We start from the raw sequence: 19,732 nt of genomic DNA, 5'->3' as shown, positions 1-19,732 counted from the left end.
CGCTTCTAGACACGACTCACATTCCCGTCAAACCCTTTTTGCAATTTTATTATGGGCAGGCAGATACTGAACGATCTCCGTCCGATTCAGCGTTCGCCGCGCTGTTCAGGCTAGCGGAGCCGGCAGCCTTAGCAGCGGGTTTTTTCGCTGACGACCCACTTACCATCGGTGTGTTACACTGACCAAAGGCAGGACTGCCCTCACCATAGGCAGGACAATCGCGGCAGACTGCAAACCTACGGACACTGCCATGTTGAACTAACCTGCGCAGCAAACAACGAGGCAGAGAATTGCGATTCGCGCCGATCATAATGATGATTCGTCATATGTAATTGGGATCTCGGATACGCCGGAAAGCTATTGAGTGCTGAATCACCACGCGAGAAATAAGCACAGCGAGCGTCGCGGGGACTTTGCCAGCCTAAGTGATGACAGGCACGCCCGGCGTCACCTAGTACTCTTCTTGATCAAGAAGCATTGTAGTTCAGGTTAAGGAGAGACCAAACCGCCACCGGTAGCTCTAATGCCGAAGAAGCGATTGCTCTGCCGCCATATTCGGAGCAGCGATCGCTTTCCTCAGACGGAGATCCCCGTAGCAAACCGTCCGTTATCGGCTCAGTTCACGACATTTACGAGGCTCCGCGCCCAATGGTAAAGCGCAGTGGGTGTTCAATAGCACCGCCACGAACCGTTATTTAGAAACGCCCCACTCCAGACCCACACAAGCGACCAGCCGAACTGCCTTTACGCTACATGTTCCGACTTTACCTACCGAGAGAACTGGTGCCGCTTAGAGGATTCGAACCTCTGACCCCATCATTACGAATGATGTGCTCTACCGACTGAGCTAAAGCGGCTCCGGCGGGGTCGATGGCCTGCGCCTGACCCGCTTGATGTCTGGAGGCCCGAGCCGGAATCGAACCGGCGTGCACGGATTTGCAATCCGCTGCGTCACCACTCCGCCATCGGGCCTCTGTTCCCATGGGCAAGGCCCATGGCGGAAGCGGGCATCTAGCGTCTCGCGCACTGATAGGCAATGCGATTCTTGACCGTCTACCGATAGTAAAAGCGGGCTGGCACATCAGACGCGTTTCGCTATGAAACCTGAATGAGTGTGAACAGTCTGATAGATCCGATTACCGCTGCTGGTGGCAGCGTAACACTGAACAACGCCGAAAGCTGGATGCAGGGCCGCACGCTGTATGGCGGCGCGTCCGCCTTGATCGCATACACCGCAGCTATCCGGGCCTTTCCCGATCTTCCCCCGCTCCGCGCGGGCCAGGTGGGGTTCGTCGCACCGGTGGGTGAGACATTCGAACTGCGCAGCGAGATGATCCGGCAGGGCCGCAATGTCGCACAATTGCGGAGCGAAATCCTGTCAGAAGGAAAGGTAGCGCTGACCGCGTTCTGGCTGTTTGGCACAGCGCGCGAACCGAATGCTGTCCATCCTGCGCCCGGCCCCAGCCCCGATCCCGGAAGACCGGAAGATTCGCGGCCGGCCAACACCGACCGCGCACCTGAATTCCTGCGCAACAATTACGATGTGCATTACACACCCGAACGGCGCGGGGCAGACGAGCCCGTGGTCAGGCGCTGGACCCGGCTGAAAGAGCCCGCAGACGTCGATCCGGTCTCCGAACTCATCCTGATGGGCGACACGCTACCCCCGTCAGCTGCACGGATCATGCAGCGGCGCGGACCGATCAGCTCAATCAACTGGTCGTTCAACCTGCTCGATCACCAGCCCAAGACGCGCGATGGCTGGTGGCTGGCAGAAACAGCCAGCGACCACGCCGACGAAGGTTATTCGAGTGAGCGCCTGCGGCTATGGAATGCCGATGGGAAGCAGATGCTATCCGGCATTCAGGCAGTTGCGATTTTTGGCTAGCGCGCCGACGCGCTAGACGTCTTCAAACTTTGGTGCACGCTTGGCCATCCCGGCCATCACAGCCTCGATCTGGTTTTTCGTGCGCATGATGCCGTGCTGCTCGATGCTTTCTTCCATCAGCAATTCGTCGCCCGCGGTATCAGCCATCTTGTTGTGCAGCCGTTTGGCCGCGCGAATTGCGTGCGGGTTGCGATTGGCAATTTCGGTCGCAATCGCAGTGGCCCGGGCATGCGGATCGCTGTCCACGAAAGTCGCCAGGCCATATTCCTGCGCTTCTTCGCCGGTGAACTGGCGGTTCGTGTAGACCAGTTCCCTCAGCACATCGTCACGCACCAGGCCGCGCCACAACGCGTAACCGCCCATGTCCGGTACCAGGCCCCATTTGAGTTCCATGATCGCCATGCGGGAATCGGGTGCAGCAACCCGGATGTCCGCACCGCTGGCAATTTGCATGCCGCCGCCGAAACACACGCCGTGGATCGCACAGATCACCGGGACGGGGAGCTTGCGCCACTGGGTTGCGACCTGCTGGAACTTGTTCGAATTGCCGAAGGTCCGCTCGGTCAGAGAAGGCTCGTCAGATGATGGTTCGCGGCCGAAGCTCGACGTGTCGAGGCCCGCACAGAAGCTTGCCCCTTCGCCCGAAAGCACAACCGCCCGCAGGCCTTTCATAGTGTGCAATGCCTGACCGGCCTTGATGATCTGTTCGAACATCTCCGGATCCAGCGCGTTCATCTTATCGGCGCGGGTTAGACGGACCTGCGCAACACCGTCATCGCCGAGTTTGATCGAGACACGCTCGTTCTGCTGAAATTCCATGCTCGTCACCTGCCGATTCTTTCTGATTATCGATTGGCAGACATGGTTGCGGATGCGGCGTTTGCTGTCCAGACCTTCTTGGGCTCTGCGCCTCAGAAGCGTCCGCCAGACCGCATGCTGTAGGCGCGGTCGGACGTCACGATCAGGTGATCGACAACCTTGATACCCAGCACCTGAGCGGTCAGCGCCAACTGCCGGGTGGAATTCACGTCGTCATCGCTGGGGCGGCAATCGCCGGACGGGTGGTTATGGGCGAGCAGGATCTTGCTGGAATCCAGCGTCAGCGCCCGTTTGAACAGCCTGGAAACATCGCAGCGGACCTGGTGGTCATTGCCCCAGCCCATCTCCTCATCGACCAGGTAGCGCTGCTCCGCGTCGCAAAATACGACCAACAAACGTTCCTCGTTCGCCCGGCACAGGCGCGAGCGCAGATAGATCAGCAATTGCGGATTAAGCGGGTCGACCGGAACGGATTGCAGTTGTTCGCGCTGCGCAGCCTCTACGATGGTTTTGGCAGCGACCAGCATTTCGCAGGCATTACCGAACTGTCCGCCGACTTCGCGCAATTCCGAAGGGGGCGCGGCAAGCGCCTGTGCGAGCGACCCGAAGCGGCCCTTCAAAACTTCTGCTAGCTCGCCCGAGCGCTCTCCCGCGAAGGGCGAGAGGAGCTCCGCCATTGCCTGTAATTGCCGTGGAGGCTGACCCGCCGGTGGTGCAACCATATCCCGAACGCCAGGATGATGATCTGAAAATAGAACGGACCCATGTAGAGGATCGCGTAGGCAATCGGAGAGATCGTCTCCACCAGTTCCCGCGCCAGATGTGCCAGGAATGCCAGAATTTGTAAGCCAGCCAGCCATAGGGTGTACATCCGGTTGGCCCGCAGTGCGATTACGATCATCGCGGCGCATGCGGACAAATCTATAAACAGATGTCCGAAATCCACACCTTGCAAGGAGAGATCACGGGCAACGAACAAATGGTACACGTCATCGGACAGGATCATCCAGAGTAGTACCAGGCTCATTCCTCGTTCCGGCCCGCGTCCGAAACGAAACGCGGCGAGGACGAGGAGGAAAACCGCCACCGACTGCCCAATTTCCCGATATTCGTTCCAGAAATTTAGCGCAGCCAGAGCATTACCTTCCGCTTCTTCAGGTGAGCTCGCTCTCTACCAAAACAGCGTCGAGCGCGGAAGCAGGGATTACAGTGGGGACGCCTTCGTCCGACCCGGCATGTTCACGATAAATCTTACTCAGTTCGTCATGCACGCGCAGCAGGCTGGTCGACATCGACATCGCTTGCTGTTCAGCCTGGGTCAGACGAAGAACCGCCTTCTGGCCAACATCGATTGCGATGTCAGGATTTTGGCGGGCTGAAATCATCGCCTGCTTGAGCTTGGAACATGCGATCATCGCTTCATCCGAAAGGGCTTCGGCTTCGCGGATCAGCTTTTTAATGTTCAAGGCGTCATTGCGCATTGTGTCGTTCATTGAAAATCTCCGGCGGGTTGAGACCCGCGAAGATTACATTCACGAGTCTTGAGAACTCGCGTCGATGGAGGCTTTTCCGTCCAGAACTTCGCCGACCGATACAGCCGCCGAAACGACCAGGATGATCGCGGCGACCACTCCGAAAGCGATGCCGATCATTGCAGCCAAGCGCAAAAGAACGGCGTTTTCACCATCTAACGCAGTTGGGACGACCACCGGCTCCCGGGGTCCTGACCAAGGCACATCGATGAGGACGTGATGCGCATCAGAAAGGACGATCTCGCCGGGGTCGACCCGAGAACCCTGATCGGGGAAGATCGGTTCATCCGGCAGCTGAGAATTCCTGTATATAGGTTTTCTATAGGGGTCTTCGCCCTTGTATTCGTAGTCTGGTTCCGCCCTGTACGCCTCGACCAGCGCGTTGAGGCTTTCCGCCTCGAATTTATCCTTCAGTGCACGGATATGCTGGTTTATGCGCGCCTCGGACACGCCGAGTTCGGCGGCGATTACCTTGATTGGCACGCGCCGATCCACACGCTCGAGCACGGCGCGTTGCTTCTCGGTCAGGTCAAGGGTGGCTGCCGATGTCATGGGTGAGGGAATGTCCTCATGGTGCAAAGAGTAAATTATTGTTCACGCCGAATCAACGCACAGAGGCACCGATTCGGTCCAGACAATAAAAATCCTTATATTTGAGCGAAGCGTTCAGCCATTTACGCCAAGCGAGGTAAGGTAACGCTTAACGTTACGCGCAGCCTGCCTAAGTCTTTGCTCATTTTCGACCATGGCGATTCGCACAAACCCCTCGCCCATCTCGCCGTAACCTACGCCCGGGGCGACAGCTACTTCAGCATTGGTCAGGAGTTGCTTGGAAAATTCCAGGCTTCCCATGTCTTTGAGCGCTGGCGGCAACGGCGCCCATGCAAACATCGAGGCGGGCGGTGGCGGAATATCCCAACCGGCACGGCCAAATGCCTCGACCATTACGTCGCGCCGCTTCTGATACAGCAACCGGTTGGATTCGACGATATCCTGCGGGCCGTTCAGTGCCGCACAGGCGGCGGCCTGAATCGGGGTGAAGGCGCCATAATCGAGATAGGATTTCACGCGCGTCATCGCGGCGATGAGTTGTTTGTTGCCCACGGCAAAACCCATGCGCCAGCCGGCCATCGAATATGTCTTCGACATGGACGTGAATTCGACCGCGACATCCTTCGCGCCGGGAACTTGCATGATCGACGGTGTCGGATTGCCATCATAATACAGCTCTGAATAGGCGAGGTCGGACAGGATCCAGACCTCGTTCTCCTTTGCCCACGCCACAAGTCGTTCGTAAAATGCCAGATCGACCACTTCCGCAGTCGGATTGGACGGATAATTCACCACCAGTACGCTGGGCCGCGGGACGGTGAACGCCATGGCATTTTCCAGCGCGCGCCAGTATTCTTCATCGGGCGTCGTCGGAACTGCGCGGATCGTTGCACCGGCAATGATGAAACCAAACGTATGGATCGGATAGGATGGATTTGGCGCCAGAATAACGTCGCCCGGGGCAGTGATCGCATTCGCCAGGCTGGCCAGACCTTCTTTCGAACCCATGGTCACGACGATTTCTGTTTCAGGATCGACATCGACGCCAAACCGCCGAGCATAGTAATTCGCCTTGGCCTTGCGCAGCCCGGGAATGCCTTTTGACTGCGAATATCCATGCGCATCTGGCTTCTGCGCAACTTCGCACAGCTTCTCTATCACATGCGCCGGCGGCGGCTGGTCGGGATTACCCATCCCCAGGTCGATAATGTCGCGCCCTTCATGCCGCGCGGCTGCCCGCATCGCGTTCACTTCGGCGATGACATAGGGTGGCAGTCGTTTCATGCGGTAGAAGTCGGTGTTCATTTTGTTACCTGCAGGGCCTTTCGCTTGGAATTCCTATTCAGAAACAGAAGATCTGCTGTTTCAATGTTGTGACCTATCCAAGGTCAGCTACAATCACGCAAGCCGCAATCTATATCCAGAGATAGATTCGTACCACGCCCTCGCACCGCAGGACTGTCATGACCGACCCCAAAGATCCGACTGCCCCCTTCGCCGAACTGATGAAAGGCCAGGCGGCCATGATGCAAGGTATGCTGCAGCAATTCATGCCGGGGATGACAGGCGCCGCAGGGTCATCGCCATTCGCAGGTGCCGCACCGATGACGCCCGGCGCCATGGGTGCGCCAGCGGACATGGATCACTGGCACGAAGTGTTCGGCAAGCTGCAGAAAATGTGGATGGATCTGCAGGCTGAGCAAGCGCAATCGACAGAGCCGAAACTGGCGATTGTCGATCCGCTCGAATGGTTTGGTGCAATGCAGAACTGGTATCGCCAGATGCCGATCACCGAACCTGCGAACCAGAAGAAGCTATGGGAAGACAGCCTTGAACTTTGGCAGACAGTGCTCGGCAGATACGGGATTGGGCCAGAAGCGGTCACCGAAGACGAGCGCGAGCTGCCGCGCAAGGACCGCCGCTTTGCCGATCGGCGGTGGAGCGACCAGCCTGCTTTTGCCCTGATCCACCAGACTTACCTGCTGATAGCCGAGCGGCTGTCCGGCATGGTCGATGAAATGGAAGGGCTGGATGAAGGCCAGCGCGAACAGCTGCGCTTTGCCACCCGCGCGGTGACCGAGGCGTTGAGTCCGGCAAACTTTCCGATGCTCAACCCGATCGTGATCGAGAAGACGCTGGAGCAGAAGGGCGAAAACCTGGTCAAGGGTATGGAGCATTTCGCGGACGACATGAAAAAGGGGCAATTGACCCATGTCGATCCCGATGCGTTCGAACTCGGCAGGAATATCGCGGTTACCCCGGGCAAGGTCGTATACGAAACCGATCTCTACCAGTTGATCCAGTACACACCGACTACTGACGAAGTGCTGGAAACGCCGCTGGTGATTTTTCCGCCCTGGATCAACCGCTTCTATATTCTCGACCTCAATCCCAAAAAGAGCTTCATCCGCTGGGCCGTCGAACAAGGCGTGACCACCTTCGTAGTCAGCTGGAAATCCGCGGACGAAAGCATGGCCGATGTCGTGTGGGACGATTACATTTGCGCGCAAATCGATGCGATCAACCACATTCGTGCACGGCTGAAGGTACCGTCTGTCCACACCATCGGTTACTGCGTGGCCGGCACTACGCTGGCAGCAACACTGGCGATCCTCCACCGCCGGGACGAACAGGACAAGGTCAAAAGCGCGACCTTCTTCACCGCTCAGGTCGATTTTGCAAAAGCAGGCGAATTGCTCAACTTCATTGATGACCGGCAGTTGTCAGGCATCGAGCAGCTGACCAATTGCGGCTATCTCGATGGCCGATACACTGCGGCGGCATTCAACATGCTCCGCGGCAGCGATCTGATCTGGAATTACTGGATCAACAATTATCTGCTGGGCGAAGATTATCCGGCGTTCGACCTGCTGCACTGGAATGGCGATGTCACCAATCTGCCTGCCAAATGGCATCAGGAATATCTGCGCGACCTCTACCGCGACAACAAGCTGGTGCAGAGCGATGCGTTGAACGCCGACGGAACCGCTATCGATCTCAAGCTGGTCGAAACACCGTGCTATGTTCAGGCTGGCAAGGAAGACCATATAGCGCCTGCCGAAAGCGTCTGGCACATTACCGACCACTTTCAGGGGCCGATGCGTTTCGTGTTGGCAGGTTCGGGCCATATCGCCGGAGTGGTCAACCCGCCCGGATCGGGCAAGTATCAGTATTGGACCAACGAGGCGGATGTGTCTTCGTTGCAGGAATTCCGTGAGGGGGCGACAGAAACGCCCGGCAGCTGGTGGCCCGACTGGATCGACTGGCTCAAACAGCAGGACAACACTCTTATACCCGCGACAGGCAAGCGAAAACCGGGCGGTAGAGGCGACAAAATTATTGAAGACGCGCCTGGACGCTATGTAAAGAGCCGCTAGTTCTGCTTTATAAACAATATCTTGCAGGGCTATGCTGCACTGCACAAAAACTTCTTGACTTCGCAGTCGCAATCCCTATTTTGTGCACTGCAACAAAAGGGTGCTGCACCCGCGAAGCAAGAGGTACTGACCATGGCTACCAACGCCAGTAAAATCGATGCTGCTGCTGAAAAGGCATACGCCGAAGCTGCTGCCAAGAAGACAGACGTCAAGCCTGCTGCTGAAGACGCAAAGTCGGATGTCAGCGTGAAGGCAATCGCGGAAGCCGTGAAGGCGGACGAACCTGCTCCGGCCAAGAAGGCACCCGCGAAGAAAAAGGCTCCGGCCAAAAAGAAAGCTGCGGCGAAGAAGGTTGCTGCCAAAAAGCCTGCAGCCAAGAAAACCGCAAAGAAAGCGCCTGCGAAACGCAAGGCTGCCGTCAAGAAAATCACGAAATCTCCCGCAAAGGAAACCATTATGACCAAAGCACAGACCAAAGCCACCGATTACACCGCACAGGTAAAAGAAGGTCTCGCTGACCTGCAGACCCGCGCTAAGACGGTTTACGACAAGGGCACCGAATACGCCGCTGAAATGGGCGAATTCACCAAGGGCAATGTCGAAGCAGTCGTTGAATCGGGCAAGATCCTCGCTTCCGGCATGCAGGACATGGGCAAGACCTATGTCGAAGACGCCAAGGGTGCAGTTGAAACCATGACCGCAGACGTCAAGGAAGTCGCAGCTGTTCGCTCGCCGACTGAATTCGTCCAGCTTCAGGGCAAGTTCGCTTCGCGCAATTTCGACGCAACCGTCGCTGCCGTTTCGAAGAACACCGAAGCATGGGTCAAGCTGGCTAACGAAGCATTCGCTCCGATTTCCAGCCGCATGAGCCTGGCTGCGGAAAAGATCCGCAAGGCTGCCTAATCTCCTGATCGCCCGAAAGGGCTGAACAGGAACGAGGTTTCAGCCGGAACTCTCCCTCTCCCTCTCCGGCTATTCCTCCTGCGGGTCGGACGGTAATACCGTCCGGCCCGCTTTCTATTTGGGTCCGACATCTCTTTGGGCGTGAGACTTGAACGGCCCGGCCATTTGCCCCGGCCATTTGCGAGGCGTTAATTTGTCACCGGCAAGAACAGAATTCGACCACCTGCCCCCGCAGCGCCCAACTGGCCCTTGCAGTTCGCGCGCCGCATACGATATTGGCCACGCAATGATCACGACCCCACCCTGCCAACTTGCCGCCCATACCGCGAATCGCGCGGCTGGCGAGGATTCGCCTGACGATGGCGATATCGGTGAAGGCCAGGTCGGCATCGCGACCAAGTCAAAAGCGAAACCGAAAAAGCCCAGCCAGTACAAAGTGCTGCTGCTGAACGACGATTACACGCCGATGGAATTCGTCGTGATGGTCCTCAAACGGTTTTTCCGGATGGATCTGGAACAAGCGACCAGAGTGATGCTGCATGTCCACCAGAAGGGTGTCGGCGTGTGCGGTATATTCCCCTACGAGGTTGCTGAAACCAAGGTGAACCAAGTGATGGATTTCGCCAAAGAGAACCAGCACCCGCTCCAGTGCACGCTGGAAAAAGCCTGACCGACCAGCAATATTGTGCTGCCTGTGCATCGCGGGGCATGACCGCGGGCGAAATACGCGCTAGAGTTGTTTCAGCGACAACAATAACGAGCCAGGCCGCGTAAGCGTGTTCAATTTCATTCCCGCCATTGACCGATACATTTTCCGGCTGGTGATCCTGCCGATGCTGGGCGTGTTTGCGATTGCCGCCTCGCTGCTGCTGCTCGACAAGATGCTGCGCCTGTTTGATTTTGTCGCAACAGAAGGCGGGCCGGTAGGCATCGTTTTCAAAATGCTCGCCAGCCTGATCCCGGAATATGCGAGCCTCGCGATTCCTCTCGGGTTGCTGCTGGGCATTTTGCTGGCATTTCGCAAACTCGCCACCTCCAGCGAGCTCGACGTGATGCGGGCAGTAGGGCTGGGTTATGGCCGGCTATTGCGGGTGCCGTATATCATCACTGCGGTGCTGATGGCGGTCAATGTCGCGCTGGTGTTCTATATCCAGCCGGTCAGCCGGTATTATTACGAACAGCTCGAATACGAACTTCGCTCCGGCGCGCTGGGCGCGTCGATCAAGGTCGGCGAATTCACCACCCTCGCTGACCGCATGGCGCTGCGGATCGAACAAAGCGAAGACGATGGCAGGCGGCTGAAGGGTATCTTTGCCCGCGCATCGAACAGCGAAGGTCAGGTGCTGTCCATCACCGCGCGCGAAGGCAATTTCCTGGCCACCAACGACAGCCCCGACACAATCATTCTGCGGCTGACCGATGGCACGATCGTGCAGGACACGGGCGGCGAGAAATCGACCCCGCGCGTGCTCAGCTTTACTCGTCACGACCTGCCCATCGACCTGCCCCGGATCGAGGAATTCCGCGACCGCGGCGATGCGGAGCGCGAGTATATTCTGCCCGAACTGCTCAGTATCGGTTGGTCGGACAATGAAAGCGAGGCCAAACGGGATGCGAGCCAGGCCAGCTTCAATTTCCGGTTGGTCGAAGTGGTCATGATGTTGCTGATGCCGCTACTGGCGGTGGCACTGGCGATCCCGCCCAAACGATCGACATCGGCCCTCGGGGTTTTTGTGTCGATCGTGATGGTCGTCGCCTATCACAAAGTGAACCAGTACGGAGAAGACATCGCCGCGCTTGGCCGGGTTGAACCGGTCGTCGCCTTGTGGGGCCCGTTCCTGTTATTCGCCGCGCTGATCTTGTGGATGTATTACCGGGTCGCTTTCGTGCCCGGCGGTCAGGCCATCGGCGCGCTGGAGGCAGCGAGCGCCAAGATGGGCAAACGCGTCCGCAAGCTATTCGGCCGCAAGAAACGCAGCCGGCTTGCCGGACCGGCCATAGAAGCAGCACCGGCAGAATAGACCATGCAGCTCGACTTCTTCCCTTCGCGAACGCTGACGTTCTATCTGGCGAAACTGTTCGTCGTGCGCATTCTCGCGATGCTGGCGGTGCTTGTCCTGGTGCTGATGGCGCTCGACCTGCTCAGCACCACCGGGGAAATTCTTGCCGCACCCGGCAACGGACAATCGGAACTGCTGACTTATGCGATGCTGCGAATACCGCAGCTGATCTCGCGTTTCCTGCCGTATTCGGTTCTGCTTGCCACCCTGATTACGCTGGTCACGCTCAACCAGAACAGCGAGGTCGTGGCGATGAAGGCGGCCGGGCTTTCTGCGCATCAGGTACTGGCACCGTTGTTGCTCACTGCCGCTATAGTTTCCGTTGTCAGCTTTGCCTTTAACGAACGTATCGTGACCCGCGCCACTGCCACGCTGAAGGCATGGGAAGGCGCGGAGTTTGGGCCGATACCCGAAGATTCCGCCGTGAAGACGAATGTCTATCTGACCGACGGCGCCAATATCCTCGCCGCGAGCAGGTTGACCGGAACCGGCGAAGCCATACGGATGGAAGGCGTCACCTGGTACAGCCGCGACAGTTCGGGAATGCTGGCCCAGCAAGTGCGTGCAGAGCGCGCCACCTATGCCGCGCCCGGCTGGAAGCTCGAGAATATCGAAAGCTTCGATGTTGCCTCTGCCGACACGCGAGCGCAGGACACCATGATCGTCGGCGAAGGTTTGACCGTTGCCCAGATAGAACTGGATAGCGTCGATCCCGATGCCCAGGATTTCTTTTCGTTGTCACGCTCAATCGATGCCTACGAAGCCGTCGGTCGGCGCACCAGCGAATTGCGGGCAAAATGGTGGCACAAGCTATCGGGTCCGCTTTCCGCTTTCCTGATGCCGTTACTCGGTTCGATCGCGGCGTTCGGGCTTGCCCGGTCGGGCCAGCTGTTCCTGCGCGCAATTATCGGCATGGCGCTGGGTTTTGCTTACTTCGTGGTCGACAATGCCGCCTTGGCGATGGGCAATTTCGGCGGATACCCGCCATTTCTGGCGGCCTGGGCCCCGTTCTTCCTGTTTACGCTGATCGGTGAGACGGTGCTTATCCGTACCGAGGAGTGACCGACTGGTCGCTACGCCTGGCACGGCGGGACGATGCTGCGCATCTGCCGGGCATAGAAAGATCAGCCAGCGCGCTGTTCGCGCAAAATCCCGAACTTGCAGGCATCGATTTCAGCGATGTCTTGAGCGTTGCGCAGCATGAAGCCCTGATTGCAAAGGGCCATTCCCTCGTCTCATCTGCCGACGAAAAGATCGTCGGGTTTCTTGCAGCTGAACCTCACAGACGGGAACTGCATATCCGCGAAATGTCGGTGCATGCCAATTATCAGCAGATGGGGATAGGCGCCGGACTCTTGCGCGCCTGCATGATCGATGCGCGCAATTCAGGCTTTTCCGCGCTGACGCTGACCACCTTTCGGGATATTCCGTGGAACGCCGCATTCTATGCGCGACTGGGGTTTGCGGAAGTCAGCAACCTCGACGCGCACCCACGGCTTGCGGGCGAACTGGCCAGCGAAGAGACGAACGGTTTGCCGCGAAGCCTGCGCTGCGCAATGATCTATTTTATCGATTGATCCCGGCTAACCCGCATGGTGCTGCGCGCGATACGCGCAACCAGCGTGAACATACCTTTGTGGTTCGCACCGTCGAACGTCGATCCAGCGCCAAGATGCGCGGCCAGCCTGCGGTGTGCCTCCGGCAGCGAATGATAAGGCATGCTGGGCATCAGGTGGTGCAGCGCATGATAACGCAGGCCGACCGGTGCCCAGATTTCCGCGATCCTGCCCGGCGGCGGGACATTGACCGAATCCAGATACTGCGCAGTCACCGTCATCGCTTCGCCGTCATTCTCCCAAAGATGCGCGACCAGCGTCCGCAGCTGGTTGAGAACCGCGGTGAACGAGAACACGGCAAGTGCGACGAGGATCGGTTTCCAGCCGAAAGCAAAGATGCTGCCGATCAGGCACCACGCCCAGATCATTCCCAGCGTTTCCTGCCAGAAAACGCGCGGCTTCAACTCGCCTTCCGGCGGACGGCGGCGAAAATCGGGATTGATCGACAACGCCGAGACACGTTCCCATACGAGTTTGCGGATCGGCGGGAAAACCGCGCCAAGCGGAACCAGAATGCCAAACCGCAAAACCAGCGCTGGCGGCGCCAGCAGCGCGATCAGCACGAACAATGGCAGCGACCACGGCTTCATCAATGCCAGGGGCAGGTATTCAGGGTCTTCGATTGTACCGTACTGGGTGCGCTTGTGATGCAAGGTGTGAACCCCTTCATACATGAAGGACGGGGTCAGCATCGGGATACCAACCAGCAAGTTCCACGCCTTGCGAAATCCCGGTAGCGCGTTCCTGTGGATGTGCGACAATTCATGGATGAACAGCAGCGCACGGTACAGCAGCAGGGCGGATGCGAGGCCCGCAGCGATTGCCAATGGCACGCTGTCCGCAAGGATCGCCAATGCCAGCGCCGCATAACCCAAGCCTGCCGAAAGCAGCATATCGGTCCAGTAAATTGACGCTTTTGCCTCCGCGATATCCTTCGTCAGGTCGCGGGCGGCGCGCAGCATATCCTTGTCGTCGGCAATCCGCGCGCGTTTTGCCGGCTCGGCAGTGGCGCGTGCGTTTGCCGCAGGATCGATCGTTTGTTGCATAGTCATAATTTCAAATCCGAGAGGGCCCATACCGCAATCCGGCGGTTCGCGACAGTCCTTGTCGCCTGTCATGCCGCATGCGGGCACTCTGGGCGAGACTGACCTGGGTCGCTTGACAAGACAGGATATGCACACACAGGGCTAATCCAGCATGAACAGGGCGCAGAAAGCGTCAGGCCGCAAGGTCAAGCAAGGGTACTAGAGTGAACGACATGCAGATAGTTATCGCCCCCGCGAAGAGCAAGAAGGAGCGCGCCGCCTTCGTCGACCTTGGCCGCAAGTTTGCAGCGGCGACGCCGCACAGTGTTCCGCAATTGCGCAGCGAAATGCTGGAACTTGTCGATCCGGCCAAGAACCCGTTTTTCGAACATGCCCGCGTTCAATTGCTGATGGCGTTCAGGGGCGGAAAGCCGGTCGGCCGAATTTCGGCGCATATCGACGAACTCGCGCTGGAATTGCCCGCCGAGCAGGGAATGGGCCGCGGCACCGGTATGTTCGGCTATTTCGATGCAGAAGATGAACAGACCGGTCACGCGCTGCTTTCTGCCGCAGAAGACTGGCTGCGAGCGCAGGGCATGACCCATGTCCTCGGCCCGATCAGCCTGTCGATCTGGGAAGAGCCGGGCCTGCTGACCTTCGGCCACGATCATTCGCCGCTGATCATGATGGGCCACCACCCCGCCCACTATCAGGGCTGGATAGAGAGTGCCGGTTACCGTGAAGCGAAGAAGCTGCTCACCTACGATCTGGACGTGGAAGTTAATTTTTCGCCGCTCATCCGGCGCATCGTTAAATCCGGTCAGAATAATGACCGCATTCACCTGCGCAGTGCGGACAAGAAAAATTTCGAAGATGAAGTCCGGATTATCCTGCACATCCTGAACGATGCGTGGTCAGACAATTGGGGTTTCATTCCGTTTACAGAGCGCGAAATATCCTATGCGGCGAAGAAACTGAAACCGCTGGTGCACCCGGAACTTGTCCGGATCATGGAACTTGACGGACGCCCGGTCGCATTCATGATCGCGCTCCCCGATGTAAACCGCGTCCTCTCGCAAATTCGCGGCAAGATGCTGCCGTTCGGCTGGCTCAAATTGCTCCGCTGGTCGAGAAATCCGATGGGGAGCGACATGCGCGTTCCGCTGATGGGCGTGCTGAAGGAATTTCACAATTCGCGCCTGGCAAGCCAGCTGGCTTTCATGATGATTGATGCAGTGCGACAAGACGCACGCGCCGCGTTCGACACAAAACGGGCCGAGATCGGCTGGATTCTCGACGATAATCAGGGAATGATTGCAATCGCCGATGCCATTGGCAGCAAGGTGAACCGCGAATACGTGATCTTCCGAAAGGACCTCTGACGGTCTTCGCAGGGCTAAGGCGTTTTGCCGCCGCGACCAAACTACATCCGTTGCGGGAACCACCCGCATCGCCGCGACTTTAATTATCAATGTATCACGCAACTTCAGACGCATAGGGCCCATATGGTCAAAGCCGCTTCACAGCCACGCGACCGCACCATGCCTGAGTGCGTTCTTGTCGTGGAAGACGACACCGTTCTTGCACTGTCGATGGAGCAGACGCTGATCGAAGCTGGCGTGAAGTCGGTCTATAGCTGTGCGAGCACGGAAGAAGCGGTCAATCACCTGCGCGAAAAACGCCCGGACGCAGTGATCATCGATATTCATCTTGCAGATGCCGACGATGGATATGTAATCGCGGAAATCGTCTCGCTGCTCAGCCCGCGGTCGCCGCGTATCGTTTTTTCCACCGGTTCGCCGAAGGAAATACCGGCGAGTGTAGCCAAACTCGGCAAGATACTGGAAAAACCGTATCAGCCCGAGGAATTGCTCGCCGCAATTGAAGGGAAGCCAAAAGGCATTCTCAAACGGCTGATCTCCAGCAGCAACTGACCGCTGTCAGCACCTCGGTGCCGCCCAGATCCAAACCACAGCGCCGCCGCAAAACCGGTAACTGAGCCGGAGCGAACCGCACTGCATCCACCCACCGTTCCGTAGAGAATTGGCCAGCTGACTTGTGATTTTCTCGCGCTCGACGCGAAGATGGCATCAGTAAAAATAGAAAGGCCTCCTTTCTCTCATGGAGAAAGGAGGCCTTTCGGGATCATATCACCAGCCGTTTGGACGGGAGGGGGGTCTCGGCGGTGATACAAGAATAATGCTCGGCAATTTAGTCGGTTCCCGGCACCGTTCGTTTTGCTGCAAAAATTTTCCAAGTCCTTGATTTACTGCATGGAAAATTTGCCAAACGGTCATCCGCTTGTTCGATCGCTCTCGCGCGTTATAAGTCTCCCAGCATCATTCCAATCCGCTTGTTATCACCATTGGCGAATTGATTTTTCTTGGTGGAATGACTGGAACAATAGGGGTGAGCGAGCGTTTCACGCACGCACAGAATTCAAACGGAAGGGTATTCATGTCACTTGGAAAACGCGTCGCCGAGCATCTGCCATTTTTGCGGCGCTATGCCCGCGCACTGACCGGGTCACAAAAGACAGGTGACACATACGTTACCGCAACTTTGGAAGCCGCTCTTGCCGATGACGAGCTGAAAGCATCGCTGGAGAACGGCAGAGTTCCGCTCTACCGCGCTTTCAACAAGGTCTGGGCCAGCTCCTACACAGAAGCAGAGCCGGAAGGCGATGCGCTGACCGGGCATGAAGCTGCTGCCCAGGACCATCTCGGCCGGATCACTCCGCTCAATCGTCAGGCATTGCTGCTGACGACGCTGGAAGATTTCAGCATCACCGATACCGCCACCATCATGGATATGAAGTCCGAAGACGTCGAATCCCTGATCAAGGAAGCAGTGCGTGAAATTGACGATGAATCGGCAACCAGCGTGCTGATCATCGAAGATGAGCCGCTGATCTCGATGCAGCTGGAAGATCTGGTGACGTCGCTTGGTCATGAAGTGTGCGGCACTGCCGCGACACGGACACAGGCTGCCGAAGTTGTCGCCAACAAGACACCCGGCCTTGTCCTTGCAGATATCCAGCTGGCTGATGGTTCTTCAGGCCTCGACGCGGTCGACGATATCCTCGCGATTTCCAGCGTCCCGGTTATCTTTATCACCGCATACCCGGAACGTTTGCTGACAGGCACCCGTCCGGAACCGACCTATCTGGTCACCAAGCCATTCCAGGAAGAGACTGTTCGCACAGCGATCAGCCAGGCATTGTTCTTCGGCTCCAGCCGGCCGCTCTGAGCTAAAATTGAGACGAAGCTGCGCCCGGCCACACGGCCGGGCCAGTTTCCCGACCGGCTATTTCAGCCGGTTTGCCCTGATCGAGAATTCGCTCGGGCGCCGCAGCGGAACCACCAACCGGCAGGTTACACCCTCTGGCTTGAAGCTAAGTTCCACCGGATTGCGCAGTTCGTGCGCAACAATCTTTTCGATCAGATTTGTGCCAAATCCGTTCTGCCTGTTTTGAGGCACGGGCGGACCACCGCTTTCCGTCCAGAATACTTCGGCGAGACTGTCCGTCAGCTTGCTCCACTTGACGGTCACTTTACCGCCCGCAGTGCTCAGTGCGCCATACTTGGCAGCATTGGTCGCAAGCTCGTGGATAGCGAGGCCCAGCGAAAGAGCGTCATTGGGCGCCAGTTCGACGTCCGGGCCCTCCAGCTCAAGCACTTTGTCGTGGTGCCGCGCATAAGGGGCCATTTCCGCTTCCACCAGCGCACGTATCGGGGTGGTCCCCCAGTCCGATTGGGTCAGCAAATCATGCGTGGCCGAAAGCGCGCGAATACGGCCGTCCAGACTGTCGGCAAATTCGTCGAGACTGTTTGAGCGGCGGCGGGTCAGCGCGATGATCGACAAGACGTTGGCCAGCGTGTTCTTGACCCGGTGATTGAGTTCGCGGGTCAGCGAATTACGGATCGAATTCTGCTCTTCGAACCAGTTGAGCGATGCCCGGTCTTCCAGCGCCTGGCGGGTCAGCAAACGCGCGACAACAATCAGCAGTGTCGCGACGAGGATACCGAACAGCAAAGTCAGCATGGAAAGCCGCGACAATGTGTTTCCTCTGGCGGATTCAACTTCGAGCAGCATCTCCCGCCCGCCGATCGTCACTGGTTCGGTAACGGTAAGCCCGGTGGACAGCGCCGGCTCAATCTCCGCCATAAGCTGGCCGGGGGCGACTTCGCCGTCATACAGGCGAAGGCCTTTCTCTCCGCGCGTTTCGAGTTCCAGTGCCGACGACAGAATGTCTTGGGCGCTGAACGGACTGTAAACGAAGCCTTTCAAGCGCTGTGGCGAGCGGCCGTCCTGAAAGACCGGCATGTACATGATGAACCCGGGATCTGACCCGGCCCCTTCCTGCAACAGGACGAGTTTACCCGATGCGATGGGGCTGCTCGTCCGCTCGGCTTCATCCATTGCCGCCCTGCGCGTGGCATCGGAATACATGTCGTATCCGATAGCCCGGCGGTTCCGCTCATTATCAGGACGGATATAGGTGACGGGAATAATCTGCGTCTCGTTCTCGGCAGACTTGGGATACACTTCGATCCGGCTTCCATATTGCTTGATGTACTGGCTCTCGAATTCGTCGACCTCCGACGGGCGCAAGCGTTTGGCCCAGCCAAACCCCTCCGATCCGCGATAGGCGGAATCAACCCGCAGATTGCTCACAAACCGGTTGAACAAGACCGGGCTGACATCATCGACCGAACTGAACAACGCAGCCCCTGCACGCAGATACGAGGCTGTCGAGCCGCCACGTCGCTCCAGCGCGGAAGCAACAGCCTGCGCACGTTCACGCAGCTCAGCATGCTCACGCTGATGCTCGCCATCCTCGATAGCATAAACGCTCAGGCTGGTGATCGCCGCAATAAGCAGGAATATCGCAACGGGAACCGCGCGGGGGAACTGCATCAACAGGCGTCTGGCCTTACGTTCTTTTGGAAACTGCTGAACCAAGACACCCTTTCACGTTGGCCGGCAGACAAGGAAAACGATAACAGGACGCCGGCTAGGCTTCATAAAACTTCATGCTCGTGTGGCTGGAACCAAAGAGAGGCCCCATCGTTCCCCAATTAAACCGCATCAGTTATGGGTATATTCGGCGAGGGCCGGATTTGACAGAGGGTCTCTGGAGCTTTGATGAGCATTGATGGAAAAGATTGCGGGCCTCCGGGCTCGAAAAACGAGGCCGCTGCGGCAAAGAATGCAAAGGAATCCTCGCCGGAATGGGCGAATGGTTTGAAGCAGTTGTACGATTCCGTGGTGGATGAACCGCTTCCGGATGCGTTCAAGGACCTGCTGTCGAAACTGGATGACAATTCCTGATGGCCGAATCCAAGCGGACGGCCGCCGAGAAGGCCGATTTCAAACGCGAATTAACCGAGGTCGTCCCTCACCTTCGCGCATTTGCACGCGGCCTGTGCGGCCGCCCCGATATGGCCGACGACCTTGTCCAGGAAACCATGCTGAAGGCTTGGGCTGCGCAAGAACGCTTTGAACCGGGCACATCTATGCGTGCCTGGACCTTCGTGATCCTGCGCAACGCCTACCTTACCGATATGCGGCGCAACCGCTTCCGCGGCGAATATGACGAAGGTGTTGCCGAACGAATTCTGACGGCACCTGCCGGTCAGGAAGAACCCATCCATCTGTCCGACATGCACCGTGCATTGCTGACCCTTCCGCCTGAACGCCGAGAGGCTCTGCTGCTGGTGGGCGCTGGCGGCTTTTCCTACGAGGAAGCGGCCAGCATCTGCGGCTGTGCAATCGGCACAATCAAGAGCCGTGTCGGGCGTGCACGCGCAACGCTATCGTCCATGCTCGAAGATGGTGACATCCCGCAGCGTTCCATCAACGACGAGAGAGCGCACCGCGCAATCCTGGAGGAACTGGACGAAGTGGCAGCCGGCAACGGTCAAGCTGCGGCCAAGGCCTGACGCGATTGCCTGACA

Annotated in this window: 21 protein-coding genes and 2 tRNA genes; 13 read left to right on the top strand and 10 right to left on the bottom strand. The window is 57.9% G+C overall.

Annotation, left to right across the window (positions count from 1 at the left end):
• Nucleotides 1–182, top strand: a 182-nt coding sequence (locus PO778_RS13610) for a hypothetical protein (protein WP_271440016.1), incomplete at its 5' end; no start/stop codon positions are given.
• Between the two features lie 599 nt (nucleotides 183–781).
• On the opposite strand, the gene PO778_RS13605 is transcribed toward PO778_RS13610, so the two are convergent.
• Together PO778_RS13605 and PO778_RS13600 are read right to left on the bottom strand one after the other, a co-directional pair.
• Nucleotides 782–857 (bottom strand) — tRNA-Thr (locus PO778_RS13605).
• Nucleotides 858–898: 41 nt separating this feature from the next.
• A tRNA-Cys gene (locus PO778_RS13600) sits at nucleotides 899–972 on the bottom strand.
• Nucleotides 973–1,108: 136 nt separating this feature from the next.
• Between PO778_RS13600 and PO778_RS13595 the strand changes: the two genes are divergently transcribed.
• A complete protein-coding gene (locus PO778_RS13595; RefSeq protein ID WP_271440015.1) occupies nucleotides 1,109–1,888 on the top strand; it encodes an acyl-CoA thioesterase in 780 nt (259 codons plus the stop codon).
• A 12-nt stretch (nucleotides 1,889–1,900) separates the two neighbouring features.
• Here the strand turns inward: PO778_RS13595 and PO778_RS13590 are convergent, their stop codons facing one another.
• The 6 genes from PO778_RS13590 to PO778_RS13565 all read right to left on the bottom strand — a co-directional run bounded on the left by PO778_RS13590 (nucleotide 1,901) and on the right by PO778_RS13565 (nucleotide 6,096).
• On the bottom strand, nucleotides 1,901–2,707 hold the full coding sequence (locus PO778_RS13590; protein WP_271440014.1) for a crotonase/enoyl-CoA hydratase family protein: 807 nt from the start codon (nucleotides 2,705–2,707) through the stop codon (nucleotides 1,901–1,903).
• Nucleotides 2,708–2,799: 92 nt separating this feature from the next.
• Complete coding sequence (locus tag PO778_RS13585) at nucleotides 2,800–3,384, bottom strand: JAB domain-containing protein (RefSeq protein WP_160730747.1); 585 nt, start codon at nucleotides 3,382–3,384, stop codon at nucleotides 2,800–2,802.
• A complete protein-coding gene (locus PO778_RS13580; protein WP_160730748.1) occupies nucleotides 3,336–3,734 on the bottom strand; it encodes a hypothetical protein in 399 nt (132 codons plus the stop codon). Before PO778_RS13580 ends, PO778_RS13585 begins: the two co-directional genes overlap by 49 nt.
• 127 nt (nucleotides 3,735–3,861) lie before the next feature.
• Nucleotides 3,862–4,200, bottom strand: coding sequence for a hypothetical protein (locus PO778_RS13575; protein WP_160730749.1), 339 nt, complete (start codon nucleotides 4,198–4,200; stop codon nucleotides 3,862–3,864).
• A 39-nt stretch (nucleotides 4,201–4,239) separates the two neighbouring features.
• On the bottom strand, nucleotides 4,240–4,791 hold the full coding sequence (locus PO778_RS13570; RefSeq protein WP_160730750.1) for a helix-turn-helix transcriptional regulator: 552 nt from the start codon (nucleotides 4,789–4,791) through the stop codon (nucleotides 4,240–4,242).
• A 114-nt stretch (nucleotides 4,792–4,905) separates the two neighbouring features.
• Nucleotides 4,906–6,096 carry an LL-diaminopimelate aminotransferase gene (locus PO778_RS13565; protein ID WP_160730751.1) on the bottom strand — a complete coding sequence of 397 codons (1,191 nt, stop codon included), beginning with the start codon at nucleotides 6,094–6,096 and terminating at the stop codon, nucleotides 4,906–4,908.
• Between the two features lie 158 nt (nucleotides 6,097–6,254).
• Here PO778_RS13565 and PO778_RS13560 point away from each other — a divergent pair, with 158 nt between their 5' ends.
• The 6 genes from PO778_RS13560 to PO778_RS13535 all read left to right on the top strand — a co-directional run bounded on the left by PO778_RS13560 (nucleotide 6,255) and on the right by PO778_RS13535 (nucleotide 12,708).
• Nucleotides 6,255–8,168: a PHA/PHB synthase family protein gene (locus PO778_RS13560; protein ID WP_271440013.1), complete on the top strand. Its 1,914-nt coding sequence runs from the start codon at nucleotides 6,255–6,257 to the stop codon at nucleotides 8,166–8,168.
• A 456-nt stretch (nucleotides 8,169–8,624) separates the two neighbouring features.
• Nucleotides 8,625–9,071, top strand: a complete 447-nt coding sequence (locus PO778_RS13700; protein WP_438944411.1) for a phasin family protein — start codon at nucleotides 8,625–8,627, stop codon at nucleotides 9,069–9,071.
• Nucleotides 9,072–9,357: 286 nt separating this feature from the next.
• Nucleotides 9,358–9,741 (top strand): ATP-dependent Clp protease adapter ClpS, encoded by a 384-nt coding sequence (clpS, locus tag PO778_RS13550; RefSeq protein ID WP_235903701.1) that lies wholly within the window; start codon nucleotides 9,358–9,360, stop codon nucleotides 9,739–9,741.
• A 106-nt stretch (nucleotides 9,742–9,847) separates the two neighbouring features.
• Nucleotides 9,848–11,092 (top strand): LPS export ABC transporter permease LptF, encoded by a 1,245-nt coding sequence (gene lptF, locus PO778_RS13545; RefSeq protein WP_271440011.1) that lies wholly within the window; start codon nucleotides 9,848–9,850, stop codon nucleotides 11,090–11,092.
• A gap of 3 nt (nucleotides 11,093–11,095) precedes the next feature.
• Nucleotides 11,096–12,193: an LPS export ABC transporter permease LptG gene (lptG, locus tag PO778_RS13540; protein ID WP_160730755.1), complete on the top strand. Its 1,098-nt coding sequence runs from the start codon at nucleotides 11,096–11,098 to the stop codon at nucleotides 12,191–12,193.
• Nucleotides 12,190–12,708, top strand: a complete 519-nt coding sequence (locus PO778_RS13535; protein ID WP_271440010.1) for a GNAT family N-acetyltransferase — start codon at nucleotides 12,190–12,192, stop codon at nucleotides 12,706–12,708. Before lptG ends, PO778_RS13535 begins: the two co-directional genes overlap by 4 nt.
• Here the strand turns inward: PO778_RS13535 and PO778_RS13530 are convergent.
• Nucleotides 12,693–13,799, bottom strand: a complete 1,107-nt coding sequence (locus PO778_RS13530; RefSeq protein WP_271440009.1) for a fatty acid desaturase family protein — start codon at nucleotides 13,797–13,799, stop codon at nucleotides 12,693–12,695. The genes PO778_RS13535 and PO778_RS13530 overlap by 16 nt on opposite strands.
• Before the next feature lie 206 nt (nucleotides 13,800–14,005).
• On the opposite strand from PO778_RS13530, the gene PO778_RS13525 reads away from it, so the two are divergent.
• From PO778_RS13525 to PO778_RS13515, 3 genes are all read left to right on the top strand, one after another.
• Nucleotides 14,006–15,154 carry an N-acetyltransferase gene (locus PO778_RS13525; RefSeq protein ID WP_271440046.1) on the top strand — a complete coding sequence of 383 codons (1,149 nt, stop codon included), beginning with the start codon at nucleotides 14,006–14,008 and terminating at the stop codon, nucleotides 15,152–15,154.
• A gap of 159 nt (nucleotides 15,155–15,313) precedes the next feature.
• Nucleotides 15,314–15,706, top strand: a complete 393-nt coding sequence (locus tag PO778_RS13520; protein ID WP_235903702.1) for a response regulator — start codon at nucleotides 15,314–15,316, stop codon at nucleotides 15,704–15,706.
• 523 nt (nucleotides 15,707–16,229) lie between these two features.
• Nucleotides 16,230–17,021 carry a response regulator gene (locus PO778_RS13515; RefSeq protein ID WP_271440008.1) on the top strand — a complete coding sequence of 264 codons (792 nt, stop codon included), beginning with the start codon at nucleotides 16,230–16,232 and terminating at the stop codon, nucleotides 17,019–17,021.
• A 57-nt stretch (nucleotides 17,022–17,078) separates the two neighbouring features.
• On the opposite strand, the gene PO778_RS13510 is transcribed toward PO778_RS13515, so the two are convergent.
• A complete protein-coding gene (locus PO778_RS13510; RefSeq protein ID WP_160730759.1) occupies nucleotides 17,079–18,692 on the bottom strand; it encodes a CHASE domain-containing protein in 1,614 nt (537 codons plus the stop codon).
• A gap of 228 nt (nucleotides 18,693–18,920) precedes the next feature.
• Here PO778_RS13510 and PO778_RS13505 point away from each other — a divergent pair, with 228 nt between their 5' ends.
• On the top strand, nucleotides 18,921–19,106 hold the full coding sequence (locus PO778_RS13505) for a NepR family anti-sigma factor (protein WP_160730760.1): 186 nt from the start codon (nucleotides 18,921–18,923) through the stop codon (nucleotides 19,104–19,106).
• Nucleotides 19,106–19,717 (top strand): sigma-70 family RNA polymerase sigma factor, encoded by a 612-nt coding sequence (locus PO778_RS13500; RefSeq protein ID WP_160730761.1) that lies wholly within the window; start codon nucleotides 19,106–19,108, stop codon nucleotides 19,715–19,717. The genes PO778_RS13505 and PO778_RS13500 overlap by 1 nt, the downstream gene beginning before the upstream one ends.
• The last annotated feature ends 15 nt before the right edge of the window (nucleotides 19,718–19,732 follow it).

The sequence above is a fragment of the Pontixanthobacter luteolus genome (genome assembly GCF_947494915.1).
In the GTDB taxonomy this organism is placed as follows: Bacteria; Pseudomonadota; Alphaproteobacteria; order Sphingomonadales; family Sphingomonadaceae; genus Pontixanthobacter; species Pontixanthobacter luteolus.
The sequence above is the reverse complement of the archived record's forward strand: the minus strand, read 5'-3'. Positions and strand labels throughout refer to the sequence as shown.